At 67.1% G+C, this 13,391-nt stretch carries 9 protein-coding genes; 3 read left to right on the top strand and 6 right to left on the bottom strand.

Annotated elements, in window-relative coordinates:
• Positions 1-92: 92 nt before the first annotated feature.
• Positions 93-1,565 (bottom strand): sodium:solute symporter family transporter, encoded by a 1,473-nt coding sequence (locus tag GJV64_RS05040; RefSeq protein ID WP_164156185.1) that lies wholly within the window; start codon positions 1,563-1,565, stop codon positions 93-95.
• Between the two features lie 65 nt (positions 1,566-1,630).
• Here GJV64_RS05040 and GJV64_RS05035 point away from each other — a divergent pair, with 65 nt between their 5' ends.
• Positions 1,631-3,508, top strand: coding sequence for a beta-galactosidase (locus GJV64_RS05035; RefSeq protein ID WP_235927604.1), 1,878 nt, complete (start codon positions 1,631-1,633; stop codon positions 3,506-3,508).
• 320 nt (positions 3,509-3,828) lie between these two features.
• A complete protein-coding gene (locus GJV64_RS05030; RefSeq protein ID WP_164156184.1) occupies positions 3,829-4,584 on the top strand; it encodes a DUF6733 family protein in 756 nt (251 codons plus the stop codon).
• 55 nt (positions 4,585-4,639) lie between these two features.
• On the opposite strand, the gene scpA is transcribed toward GJV64_RS05030, so the two are convergent.
• The 3 genes from scpA to dgcA all read right to left on the bottom strand — a co-directional run bounded on the left by scpA (position 4,640) and on the right by dgcA (position 10,674).
• Entirely contained in the window at positions 4,640-6,793 is a 2,154-nt protein-coding gene (gene scpA / locus GJV64_RS05025) for a methylmalonyl-CoA mutase (RefSeq protein WP_235927603.1), read from the bottom strand.
• Positions 6,794-6,861: 68 nt separating this feature from the next.
• Positions 6,862-9,642 carry a [protein-PII] uridylyltransferase gene (locus GJV64_RS05020; RefSeq protein WP_164156183.1) on the bottom strand — a complete coding sequence of 927 codons (2,781 nt, stop codon included), beginning with the start codon at positions 9,640-9,642 and terminating at the stop codon, positions 6,862-6,864.
• Between the two features lie 39 nt (positions 9,643-9,681).
• A complete protein-coding gene (dgcA, locus tag GJV64_RS05015; protein WP_164156182.1) occupies positions 9,682-10,674 on the bottom strand; it encodes an N-acetyl-D-Glu racemase DgcA in 993 nt (330 codons plus the stop codon).
• A 64-nt stretch (positions 10,675-10,738) separates the two neighbouring features.
• Here dgcA and GJV64_RS05010 point away from each other — a divergent pair, with 64 nt between their 5' ends.
• Entirely contained in the window at positions 10,739-11,044 is a 306-nt protein-coding gene (locus GJV64_RS05010) for a hypothetical protein (protein WP_164156181.1), read from the top strand.
• Between the two features lie 45 nt (positions 11,045-11,089).
• Here GJV64_RS05010 and GJV64_RS05005 read toward each other — a convergent pair whose 3' ends face one another.
• Both GJV64_RS05005 and GJV64_RS05000 read right to left on the bottom strand, forming a co-directional pair.
• Complete coding sequence (locus GJV64_RS05005; RefSeq protein ID WP_164156180.1) at positions 11,090-12,664, bottom strand: MBL fold metallo-hydrolase; 1,575 nt, start codon at positions 12,662-12,664, stop codon at positions 11,090-11,092.
• Positions 12,665-12,686: 22 nt separating this feature from the next.
• On the bottom strand, positions 12,687-13,391 hold a 705-nt coding region (locus GJV64_RS05000), incomplete at its 5' end, for an efflux RND transporter periplasmic adaptor subunit (RefSeq protein WP_164156179.1).

Below are 13,391 nucleotides of genomic sequence, written 5' to 3'. Positions count from 1 at the left end.
CGGGCCGATCTGGCGCCAGACCGGCGCTGCGCCCTGCGGCCATTCGAGGACCAGGCTCCACGCCGCGCCGTGCAGGCCGATGGTGCGGGCCGTCATCCTGCCGGCCCCCGGAACAGGTCCAGCCCGATCCAGCGGGCGCGGCCGCCGCGCAGCCGGTTGACAGCCAGCGCTGCCAGCACCGAGGTGGCCAGCGTCACCACCATCATGTCGATATAATGCAGGCCGATCAGGCCCGCCGGCTGCCACCAGAAACTGTAGAGCCCATACAGGCCGATGCCCCACACCACGCCGGCAATCGCCGCCGGAGCCGACACGCCGCGAAACAGCAGGCCAACGACGAACGCCGACAGCACCGGCATGGATGACAGGCCGTTCAACTGCTGCAGCAAGTTGATGATGCTCTTGGCGTTCTGATAGACGGGCACCATCAGCAGCGCGAAGCCGGTGGCCAGCACCGACAGTCCGGCGCCCAGCCGCCAATGATCGGCCACCGGGCCGATGAAGCGTTCATGGAAATCCACCGACCACAGCGCGATGGTGGAATTCAGCACCGCACTGAAGGTGGTGATGACAGCGGCGGCCACCATGGCGGCAAAGGCGCCCGACAGCCACGGCGGCAACACTTCGGCCACCAGCCGGCCATAGGCGGCATCGCCAACGGTGCCGAACAATTTGTAGGCGACAACGCCGGGCACCACCACGATCGGCGGCACGATCAGGATCCGGATGGCGGCGGCGGCAAACACGCCTTTCTGCGCCTCTGCCACCGTCGGCGCCGCCATGGCCTTCTGGGTGATGTTCTGGTTGGTGCACCAATAGAAGATCTGGATGAAGGCCATGCCGGTGAACAGCGTGTGGAACGGGATCGGGCTGTCTGCACCGCCGATCATCGACAGGCGTTCGGGCGGCACACCGGTGATGATGTCCCAGTCCACCGCCGCCAGCGCCAGCACAACGATCAGCAGCGCCAGCCCCAGGATGCCGACGCCGGAAAACGTGTCCATCACCGCCACCGCCCGCAGGCCGCCGAAAATGGCATAGGCGGCGCTGATCAGGGCCAGGCCCGCCGCCAGTGCCATCAGCGGGATGTGTGCGCCGAACAGCGATTGCAGGAACAGCCCGCCCGAATAGAGCGCCGCCGGCAGGTAGATCAGCAGGTTGCCGAACAGGAAGATGCCGGAAATCAGCGTGCGGATGGAGCGACCTTCATAACGCCGTTCCAGAAGCTCCGTCACCGTCATGCAATTGTACCGGTAATAGAGCGGCACGAAGACGTAGGCGAGAATCATCAGCCCGACGAAGCCGGCGATTTCCCACCACGCCAGCAGCAGCATCTGGTTGCCGTTCATGCCGACAAGCTGATCGGTCGACAGGTTGGTGAGGGTGATGGAGCCGGCGATGAACGGCCAGCTCAGCGCCTTGCCGGCGAGGAAGACATCTTCGCTGGAGCCATCATGGCGGGCCCGGCGCACCTGCCGCCAGGTGAGCAACGCCACCAGGGCCATGAGGCCAAGGAACACCGCCAGCTGCACCGCACTGCCCGCGCCTTCGATTGCGATGTCCATCCAGCCCCCAGGTGCCGCGTGTGCCCACCTTGCCAATCCGGGCGCATCTGGCAAGGCTGCCGCACATGACCACCACTCCCGCAATGCGTCTTGGCGTCTGCTACTTCCCGGAACATTGGCCGGAAGCGGGGTGGGCAGACGATGCGCGGCGGATGGTGGAGACCGGCCTGACCCGGGTTCGCATCGGCGAATTCGGCTGGAGCCGCATCGAACCCGAAGCCGGCCGGTTTGACTGGGGCTGGCTGGACCGCGCCATCGAGACACTGCACGCCGCCGGCCTTGGCATCATCCTGTGCACCCCGACCGCCACGCCGCCAAAATGGCTGGTGGACGCCATGCCTGACATGCTGGCGCTGGACCGCAACGGGCGGCCGCGCCGCTTCGGTTCCCGCCGCCACTATTGTTTCAGCCATGCGGGGTTCCGGGCGGAGGCGGTGCGCATCACGCGCGCGCTGGCGCAGCGCTATGGGCAACACCCGGGCATCGTCGGCTGGCAGACGGACAATGAATATGGCTGCCACGACACGGTCGAAAGCTTCTCGCCCGCCGCGGCTGCCGCCTTCCGGGACTGGTGCCGGGCCCGCTATGGCAGCATCGCAGCGCTGAACGCGGCGTGGGGCAATGTCTTCTGGAGCATGGAATATCCCGGCTTCGACGCCATCGACCTGCCGAACCAGACCGTCACCGAAGCCAATCCGGCGCACTGGCTGGCCTTCAAGCGCTTCTCATCGGATCAGGTGGCGGCCTTCAACCGCGCCCAGGTCGATGTGCTGCGCGCCGGCTCGCCGGGGCGGGACATCACCCACAATGCCATGGGCTTCTTCACCGACTATGATCACCACACGCTGGCCGCCGATCTCGATGTGCTGGGGTGGGACAGTTATCCGCTGGGTTTCCTCGAGATGTTCCGCTTCAGCGAGGCCGACAAGCAGCGTTATGCCCACCAGGGCCACCCCGATCTCGCCGCCTTCCACCATGATCTCTATCGCGGCTGCGCGCGTGGGCAGCGCTGGTCGGTGCTGGAACAGCAGCCCGGGCCGGTGAACTGGGCGCGGCACAACCCGGCGCCGCTGCCCGGCATGGTGCGGCTGTGGACGCTGGAGGCCTTTGCCCACGGCGCCGAGCTGGTCAGCTATTTCCGCTGGCGGCAATTTCCGCACGCGCAGGAACAGATGCACGCCGGCTTGCTGCGGCCAGACAGCGCGCCGGCGCCGGCGCTGGCCGAAGTGCGGGCGGCGGCAGACGATCTGGCGCGGCTGCCCGGCGGTGCGCCGGTGAAGCAGGCGGCGCTGGTATTTGCCTATGATGCCGAATGGGTGACGGGCATCCAGCCGCACGGGCAGGGACGATCGGCCCTGTGGGCGGCCTTCGCCTGCTATTCGGCGCTGCGCCGGCTGGGGCTGAACATCGACATCGTGTCGCCCACCGCCAGCCTTGATGGCTATGCGCTGGTGGTGGTGCCGTGCCTGCCGATCGTCCCCGATGCGCTGGTGCGCGCGCTCGCCGACAGTCCGGCGCAGATCATCGTCGGGCCGCGCACCGGCAGCCGCACGGCCGACTTCGCCATTCCCGAAACCCTGCCGCCCGGCCCGCTGGCCAGCCTGATGGGCCTCACCGTGACGCTGAGCGAAAGCTGGCACGACCGGATGGTGCTGGACGGCGATGGCTGGACGGCTGGCGGGTGGTTCGACCATGTCGAAGGCGCAGCGCTGCCCGAGCTGACCGCCCGCGATGGCCGGGTGGCCTGCTGGCGCCACGGCCGCGTCCGCACGCTGGCGGTGTGGCCGCAGGGCAGCGTTCTGGATGCCGTGATCACGGCTTCAGCGCGCGATGCCGGTCTGCCGGCGGCGGCGCTTCCCGAAGGCACACGGCTGCGCCGGCGCGGTGATCGGCTGTTCCGCTTCGATTATCTGAACGCGCAGGTCGCCATCGAGCCGGCCTGAACCACGGGCCCTGGCCTGCCCCCTTCTGAGCGGTCCATGGACCATCATGGTTTCGACCCTGAAGAAGGGTTTGGGTGGCTGGCCGGCGGCACAAGCCTGACCAGATCATCGGGACGTTGCGCCAGCCGGAGAGCGTGCCGTCCCGCGCAAGCACCTGCCAGATCTGGCCCCACCCACCGGTGGCTGATTGACGTATGTTACAGTTTAGACATGTTACAGATCAATGTCACATAAGCGGAAGCATAACCGTCTGCATGGGGAAGAAATGCAAATCATAATCTTTGGGTAGGATGATCTTCGATGGTGAAAGGATCATTCATATGCCAATCCTCAAGTCTTCATTTCGGGCTGCTTCCGCTCTTGCTGTCGCCTGCATCGGCCTTGTCGCCATGCCCGCAGCGGCGCGCGATGCCAGCTACACCGTGACCCTCAACCAAGACAGCTTCTTCGGCTTCAACCCCTCGTTCAATGGCCTGGTGCCGGCGAACGACACGGTCGATTTCAGCTTCTATGGCACCTTCTGGACGCGGCCGGCCTTTGGCCTGGGCGGCTCTGGCGGCAGCCTGTGGACCGAATTCGGCGTGGGCGCGAACTTCAACCTTGCTGATGGCAAGCTGAAGGTTAAGCCGCAGATCGGCATCACCAACGGCTCGCTGCTGTCAGGCGGCGCGCGCCGCGGCGTCGGCGAAGGCGAAGAGCGCGGGCCGGCCTTTGCCGACGGCGTGGTGCCCAGCCTCACCATCAACTATGCCGACGACAAGATCGAAGCCGAATATTATGGCGGCTATTATGCGGCCTTGCGCAACCGCGACAGCACGGGCGGCCTGGACTTCCTGCACACCTGGGTCAACATCGGCTACAAGGCGTCGAAGACCGTTTCGTTCGGCCCGCATTACGAGTTGCTGTCCAACACCCGGAACCCGGTGGACGGCGCCAACAAGACCTATGAATGGCTGGGCGGCTATGTGCAGTTCACGCTGCCCAAGGGCTTCTTCGCCCGCTTCACCGCCGGCGCCGACCTTGATGACGACAACGCCGGCGACTTCTACAAGATGAGCGTGGGCATGAGCTTCTGATCCGCGCGATCAGAGCGTGATGCAGGGGGCGTCCGGGCAGCCGGGCGCCCCCAACTCACTCCGCCGCGTCGCTGAGCGGCGGAAGATTGTGCCCCAGCAGCCGCAGCAACTCGGCAGCGGCTTCCACGATGTTGGTGCCCGGCCCGAAGATCGCGACCGTGCCGGCCTTTTGCAGGAACTCGTAATCCTGCGCCGGAATCACGCCGCCGGCGATCACCTTGATGTCCGGGCGGCCAGCCGCCTTCAGTTCATCAATCAGGGCCGGGACCAGGGTCTTGTGGCCGGCGGCGAGGCTGGAAGCGGCGACCAGATCGACATCAAGCTTCAGCGCCAGCTCGCGCGCTTCCTCCGGCGTCTGGAACAGCGGGCCGACGGTGGCATCGAAGCCGAGGTCGGCCAGTGCGGTGCCCACCACCTTGGCGCCGCGGTCATGGCCGTCCTGCCCCATCTTGACGATCAGCACGCGGGGTTTGCGCCCCGTGCGCCGTTCGAACGCCTCCACCCCTTCGGCGACGCGGACATAGGCCGGATCGGCCTTGTAGGCATCGGCATAGACGCCCTTCACCATCTTCACGACCGCGGCGTGGCGGCCGAACACGTCTTCCATGGCGGCACTGATCTCGCCCAGCGTGGCGCGCGCCCGCGCGCACTCGATGGCCAGCGCCAGCAGATTTTCGCTGCCACGCGCGCCTTCGCGCAGCGCATGCAAGGCTGCCTCCACGCGGGCCGGGTCGCGGGCAGCCTTCACCGCCTCGAGGCGGGCGATCTGGCTGGCGCGCACGGCGACATTGTCGACATCCAGCACCGGCACCTCGTCCACCGACGAGGGCTTGTACTTGTTGACGCCAACAATCACCGTCTCGCCCATGTCGATGCCGGCCTGCTTGGCGGCGGCGGCAGCCTCGATGTTGAGCTTGGGCAGGCCGCTTTCGACCGCCTTGGTCATGCCGCCCATCGCCTCGATCTCGTCGATGATGGCCTGGGCGCCGTCGACCAGGCTCTTGGTCAGCGCCTCGACATAATAGCTGCCGCCCAAGGGATCGACGACCTTGGTGATGCCGGCCTCTTCCTGCAGTACCAGCTGGGTGTTGCGGGCGATGCGGGCCGAAAAATCGGTTGGCAGAGCGATGGCTTCATCGAGCGCATTGGTGTGCAGCGACTGGGTGCCGCCTAGGGCGGCGGCCAGCGCCTCGATGGTGGTGCGGATGACGTTGTTGTAGGGGTCCTGCTCCTGCAGCGACACGCCGGACGTCTGGCAATGGGTGCGCAGCATCAGGCTGCGCGGGTCCTTGGCGCCAAAGTTCGTCATGATGCGCGCCCACAGGGTGCGGGCAGCGCGCAGCTTGGCCACTTCCATGAAGAAGTTCATGCCGATGGCGAAGAAGAACGACAGGCGGCCGGCGAACTCGTCGACATCGAGGCCCTGCTTCTGGGCGGCGCGGACATACTCCATGCCGTCGGCCAGCGTGTAGGCCAGCTCCTGCAGCGCCGTCGCCCCGGCTTCGTGCATGTGATAGCCGGAAATCGAGATGCTGTTGAATTTCGGCATATTGCGCGCGGTGTGGGCGATGATGTCGGCAACGATGCGCATCGAGGGTTCGGGCGGGTAGATATAGGTGTTCCGAACCATGAACTCCTTCAGGATATCGTTCTGGATGGTGCCATCCAGCTTGGCCTGCGGGACGCCCTGCTCCTCGGCGGCGACGATGAAGAAGGCCAGCGTGGGGATCACCGCGCCGTTCATCGTCATCGAGACGGACATCTGGTCGAGCGGAATGCCGTCGAACAGGATCTTCATGTCCTCCACCGTGTCGATGGCAACGCCGGCCTTGCCGACATCGCCCGCCACGCGCGGATGGTCCGAATCATATCCGCGGTGCGTCGCCAGATCGAAGGCCACCGAGAGCCCTTTCTGCCCGGCGGCGAGGTTGCGGCGGTAAAAAGCGTTCGATTCCTCTGCGGTGGAGAACCCCGCATATTGCCTGACCGTCCACGGCCGGCCGGCATACATGGAAGCGCGCACCCCGCGCGTGAACGGCGCGAAACCGGGCAGGCCGGGGTCCCAGCCTTCGGTGTCAGCCTGCGTATAGAGCGGCTTGACGGTGAAGCCCTCGGGCGTGTGCCAGTCGAGGCTTTGCCCCTTCACTTCCTTCGCCGCCATCGCGGCCCACTGCTCAACCCCAGGAGACGTATTTGGCGTCTTCGTCATGGCATTCCTCCGTCGCGGCTTCCAAGCCACGCGCGGGACCAGCCGTCAACCGGCGCGACACACACGCCCTATTCCGCCGCTTCGGCGCCAACCTCCACCAGCGTCTCCACCCGCGGGCTGGCAGTGGCGGCAATTGCCAGCAGCCGCTTCTCGATCGCCTTCAACCGTACCGGGTTGTCGATCTTGGCGCCGGTGAGGTCGGTCACATAGAAAGTGTCGGTGGCCTTCTCGCCATAGGTGGCGATGTGGGCGCTGTGGATGGTCAGCTTCTGCTGGAACAGGCCATTGGTGAGCGCATAGAGCAAAGCCGGCCGGTCAGACGCGTTGACCTCGATCACCGTGTAGCGGTTGCTGGCCTTGTTATCGATCAGCACGCGCGGCTCGACCCGGAACAGCTCCGCCTTGCGCCGGGCCAGTGGCCGGGCGGCGAGCTTGTCGGCCAGCCGCACCCGGCCTTCCAGCACATCGGCGATGGCGCGCTTCAGCCGGGCCAGCTGCTGTGGCTCGGCAAAGGGCCGGCCGAGCGGATCAAGCACCACGAAATTGTCGATCGCCATGCCATCGCGGGTGGTGTGGATGCGCGCATCGAAGATGTTGGCGCCGGCCAGCGAAATGGCGCCGGCGATGCGGTAGAACAGGCCGGGATGGTCGGTCGCATAGATGGTGACCAGCGTCGTGCCGCGCGCCGGGTCGGGCGTGCAGCCGATTTCCAGCAGCCGTTCGCCGCCGTCGGCATCGGCCACCAGCGCTGCGTTGGCGGCCAGCACATCGGGCGCTTCGGCAATCCAGTAACTGTCGGGCAGGCGCCGGGCATAGGCGGCAAAGCGCTTGTCTGGCCAGGCCAGCGCGGTCTTGAGCCCTGCCTGCTTGGCCGCGATGCGCTCGGCACGGCCTTTCTGCTTGTGGCCCAGCCGCAGCACCTCCTCGGCGCTTTCATACAGCTCGCGCAACAGCTGGGCCTTCCAGCCGTTCCACACGCCCGGCCCCACGGCGCGGATATCCACCACGGTCAGGAGCAGCAGCAGGCGCAGGCGTTCCGGGCTGGCCACCGCCTCGGCGAAATCGAGGATGGTCTTGAAATCGGCGAGGTCGCGCTTGAAGGCGGTGCGGCTCATCAGCAGGTGGAACTCCACCAGCCAGGCCACTGTCTCGGTCTCTTCTGCGGACAGGCCGAGGCGCGGGCACAGGCGGCGCGCGATGTCGGCGCCCAGCAGGCTGTGATCGCCGCCGCGGCCCTTGGCGATGTCGTGCAGCAGCACCGCCACGTGCAGCACCCGCCGGTTGTTGAGCTGGTGGATGATGGCGCTGGACAGGCTGTGTTCGCCCTTCAGCTCGCCGCGCTCGATCTTGGCCAGGAGGCCGATGGCGCGGATCGTGTGCTCGTCCACCGTGTAGTGGTGGTACATGTCATATTGCATCTGCGCCACGACGCGGCCGAAATCCGGCACGAAGCGGCCGAACACGCCGGCCTCGTTCATCCAGCGCAGTACAGTCTCCGGATCGCGCGGGGAGGTCAGCACCGACAGGAACAGCGCGTTGGCGGTGCGGTCGCGGCGCACCCGCTCATCGATCAGCTGGGCATCGCGGGCGGCGGCGCGCATCGCCAGCGGGTGGATGGCCAGCCCCTCGCTGTCGGCCAGCGCGAACAGTTCCAGCAGGCGCACCGGATCGGCGCGGAAGAAATCGTCCGTCGGCACACCGATCTGCCCGCGCCGCAGCGTGAAGCCCTTCAGCCGGCCCGGCCGCCGGGTGAGCGTGGGCAGCCACGCCAGCCGGGCGGTCGATTCATCGAGATGGGCAAGGAACAGGCCGGTCAGGTCGCCGACCGACTTCGCCATCAGGAAATAGTGGCGCATGAACCGCTCGACGGCGCTCATGCTGTCGCGGTTGGCATAGCGCAGCCGCGCCGCCAGCTCGCGCTGCACGTCGAAGGTCAGCCGCTCCTCGGCGCGGCCGGTCAGCTGGTGCAGCATGATCCTGACCGACCACAGGAAGCTTTCGGCGCGGCGGAACTGGCGCAGCTCATCGGCGGTGAGCAGGCCCTTGTCGACCAGCTCGGCCACGCTGTCGACCTGATGCAGATACTTGCCGATCCAGAACAGGGCGTGGAGGTCACGCAGGCCGCCCTTGCCCTCCTTCAGGTTGGGTTCGACGACATAGCGGCTGTCGCCCATGCGCTGGTGCCTCGCCTCGCGCTCGGCCAGCTTCTCGGCCACGAAGGCGCGGGCCGTGCCGGCCACCACCTCCTTGCGGAAGCGCTGCACCGCCTCTTCATAGAGCGGCTGATCGCCCCACACGAAACGCGATTCGAGGAAGGCCGTCCGCACCGTCATGTCGGTGCGAGCCATGCGCACCACGTCATCGAGGCTGCGGGTGGCGTGGCCGATCTTCAGCCCCAGATCCCAGAACAGGTAGAGCAGGGTCTCGATCACCTGCTCGCCCCACGGCGTCTGTTTCCACGGCGTGATGAAGACGATGTCGACATCGGAAAAGGGTGCCATCTGGCCGCGCCCGTAACCGCCCACCGCCACCAGCGCCAGCCGCTCCGACTGGGTGGGATTGGCCAGCGGATAGAGGCTGGTGACCACCGTGTCGCAGGCCAGCCGCAGCATCTGATCGGTCAGGAAGCTCTGGGCGGCGGCCATTTCGAGGCCGCGGCCGGGATGGGCCTCCAGCCGCTCCCTCAGCTCGGTGCGGCCGGCCAGCAGTGCGCCGCGCAAGGTGTCGGCCAGGAACTGGCGGCGATCCTCGAAGCGTTCGCGTTTCGCCAGTTCGTGGGCCAGCGCATCGGCCAGCGCGCGCCGATCGATGATGGCGCGGCGGCTGTGGATGACATCAGGCCGGTTCATGGGCCGCAACGATAGGCGCTTGGGCAGCGGCTGACCATATCAGCCCCACAGCGCCGCTTGCGGCGGGAACACGTCGCTGCCCTCGAACACCAGGCCGTGCGGCCGGTCCTCGACCAGCAATGGCCCATCGAGATCGGCAAATTCCGACTGCATGGCCACGTGAAAGGCCGGGGCGATCGCCAGGCTGGTGCACAGCATGCACCCGGTCATCACGCCCAGCCCGCGGGCGGCAGCAGCATGGCGCAGGGCCAGGGCCTCGGTGAGGCCGCCGGCCTTGTCCAGCTTGATGTTGATGTGACTGTAACGGCCAACGATGGCATCGAGGCTGGCGCGGGTGTGGCAGCTTTCATCGGCCGCGATCGGCACCGCGGCCTTAATGCCATCAAGTTCGGCATCGCGCCCGGCCGGGACCGGCTGTTCCACCAGTTCGACGCCCAGCGGCGCCAGACTGGCCAGCGTGCGCGCCACATCGGTGCCGCCCCAGCCCTCGTTGGCATCGACGATCAGCCGGGCATCGGGCGCCGCCCGGCGCACCGCGGCCAACCGCTCGATATCCGCCGCCGGCCCGCCCTCGCCGCCCAGCTTCACCTTCAAGAGCTCGCGCCCGCGCACGGCTGCGGCGGCGGCTGCCATGGTGGCGGGATCGCCAAGGCTGATGGTGTAGGCCGTGAGCATCGGCTGCGGCTGCGGCAGGCCCAGCATCTGCCAGACACGCCGGCCCGATTGCTTCGCCTCCAGGTCCCACAGCGCGCAATCAAGTGCGTTGCGCGCCGCGCCGGCCGGCAACAGGGACAAGAGATCAGCCCGGGTTGCGCCCGCCGAGACGGCATCGGCCACACCCTGCAGCGCCGCCAGCGCCGCCTCGGCACTGTCGCCCTTGTAATAGATGGCGGTGCCTTCGCCGCGGCCGACAGCCACGCCGTCGACAACCGTGGCCAGCACCACGTCGACATGCGTCTTGGCGCCGCGCGCGATGGTGAAGGCCCCGCGCACGGGGATGCGTTCGATGCGGGCTTCAAGCAGTCGACCCATGGGCCAAGCCCCTGCCGGAAGCGGGGCCCCTTCGCAAGCGCCGGAAAGCCGCTATCATTGCTGCATGAGCGACGAGGAATCAGTCGAACTCGATGCCGTGGCCACCGTCTCGCGCATCACCGCGCTGGAAATGTTGGTGCGCCAGATCATGATCGTGCAGCTGAAGATCCTCGACAAGATGGGCGAGATCAAGCTGACGCCCGATTATGTGCAGACCATCGCCAAGGCCTATGCCGAGAAGGTGGACGAGAGCAGCATCATCGAAAGCGCCTCGCCGGACGTGAACTATGAGTTCAAGATGATGGTGCTGCACAATCTGGAGCGCTTCTTCGACGATCTGGAGCGCCATGTGCGCGAGAACCCGGACTGAGGCCGGTTAGGGAGGACCAGTTCCCGCCAATTCCCTTGCAAACCGTCAGGGCTTTGCCTCGGCATAACTGTCGAGCACGCGCTGCATGGCGGCAATGGCCTCCCGGCGGGCATCGGGATCGCCGATGCGGCCCAGTCTCTGTTTCAGGCTGCTGGCCAGATCGGCATAGTCATTCTGCCAATCCCGCGCCATGACCCGGCGCAGATCGGGCCGCCCGGTGGCAATCCGCTTCGCCGGAGTGCCGGCCTGCAATTCATAGCGCTCGCCGATTTCGGGGATGATGACGCTGGGTGCCAGATGTTCGGCCGTGGCCAGCCGGCCCAGCTCCAGCGCCGCCTGCTCTTCGCCGTGATCGAGAAACAGGCTGCCCGAGATCGGGCCACGGTCGCGCATCCAGTCGATCAGCTCGCTCTGGTCGGCATGGGCGGAATAGCTGTCGATGCTGCGGACCTGGGCGCGCACCGCCACGTCCTGCCCGGATATCCGCACCCGTTTCGCACCCTCCTGGATCACCCGGCCCAAGGATCCGCCCGCCTGGAAGCCGACGAACAGGATGGTCGATTCCCGGCGCGGCAGATTGTGCAGCAGGTGATGGCGGATGCGCCCGGCTTCGCACATGCCCGATGCCGCGATGATGATCGCGCCCGACAGGCTGTTCAGCCGCATCGATTCACTGGCATCCTGTACATAGTGGATTGACGGGTGGGCAAACACGTCGCGCCCGGCGGTATCCTGCAGGCCGCGCACATATTTGCGGAACACGCCGGTGGCGCGATTGGCCAGCGGGCTGTCCACGAACACCATCGCCGGCCCGATGCGCTCTTGGCTCGACAGCGTGGCGATATCGAGCAGCAGTTCCTGGGTGCGTTCCAGTGCGAAGGCCGGGATGACCAGGTTGCCGCCGCGGCCCAGTGTCTCGTCGATCTCGGCCACCAGCAATTCGCGGCGTTGCTCCATGCTGACGCGGGTGCGCGCGCGGTCGCCATAGGTCGCTTCGCAGATGATGTGGTCAAAGCCGGCGCCGCCCTGCGGTTGCGGCAGGAAGGCCTTGTTGTCCGGGCCAATGTCGGCGGAATACATGATCCGCACGCCGCCGCCCTCCACCTCGATGGAGGCCGCGCCCAGGATGTGCCCGGCGTTCCACAGCCGGGTGCGGATGCCGTCTGCGGGCGCAAACCATTCATCCAGCATCACCGGCCGCGCCAGCCGCCATGCCGTCATGGCATCGGCTTCCGTATAAAGCGGCTCGAATGGGTCATCGCCGGCACGATCCCGGCGCCTGTTGCGGCGTTCGGCCTCATATTCCTGGATGCGCCCGGCATCGGCGAGCATATATTCCAGCAGATCAACGGTTTCTGGCGTGCACCAGATGGGCCCGGCATAGCCCTGCGCGGCCAACTTGGGCAGCAGGCCGCAATGATCGATGTGGGCGTGGCTGAGGACGACGGCATCGATCGTCGCGGGATCGAAGGCCAGCGGCTCGTGGTTCAGCGCCTCGATGCTGCGGGTGCCCTGGAACAGCCCGCAATCGAGCAGGATGCGCCGGCCGCCCACCTCCACCTCAAGGCAGGAGCCCGTGACGGTGCGCGCCGCGCCGTGGAAGCTGATCGTCATCGCCATGGGCGTTGCTCTCCTGCCAGTGTCAGCGCGGCTTCACGCGGCTGCCGTCTGCAACCAGGCTGCCGGGATTGAGCACCACGCGCTGCCCGGCCGCAAGACCGGCCAGCACTTCGCCGAATTCGTCGTTGATATGGCCGATGGTCACGGCCTGGCTGCGCGCCCGCCCGTCGGCGATCACGAACACCCGCCAGCCGCCATCGGCCCCGCGGAACAGTGCGCCGATCGGCACGCGCAGCACGGCGGGCGCCTGCCACAGCACCACGGTCGCATCGAGCTGGTAGCCATGGCCCAGCCGCGCCGCCTTGGCCGCCATGCCGGCATCAAAACCGATGATGATGTTGACCCGCTGCTCCTCGATGCCCAGCGCCGAAACTTTCAGGCGCCCCAGCGGCTCGATGCGCTTCACCCTGCCGATAAGCGGGGTGTCGCCGCCCCACTGGCTGATCTGCACGGTGGCCCCGGGCTGCACCTTCACCGCATCGCGCGAGAGGAGATCGAGCACCACCTCGATATCGGCAGGGTTGCCGATGGTCATCAGTTCGGTGCCTTCGGGAACGATGGCATCGCCCTGGCGCAGCACCGAAAGCACGGTGCCGCTGGCGGGGCTGCGCACCGGCACTTCGGCCGGGCCCTCGCTGCCCGTGGGTGCGGCCAGTTGTGCCCGAAGGCGGGCGATATCGGCGTTGCCCTGCGCCAACTGGGCGGCGGTGGTGGCAACGCGGGTGCG

This window comes from Sandarakinorhabdus rubra, assembly GCF_010994245.1.
GTDB lineage: Bacteria > Pseudomonadota > Alphaproteobacteria > Sphingomonadales > Sphingomonadaceae > Sandarakinorhabdus > Sandarakinorhabdus rubra.
Note: the sequence above shows the minus strand (reverse complement) of the source record. Positions and strands in the feature narration are given on the sequence as shown.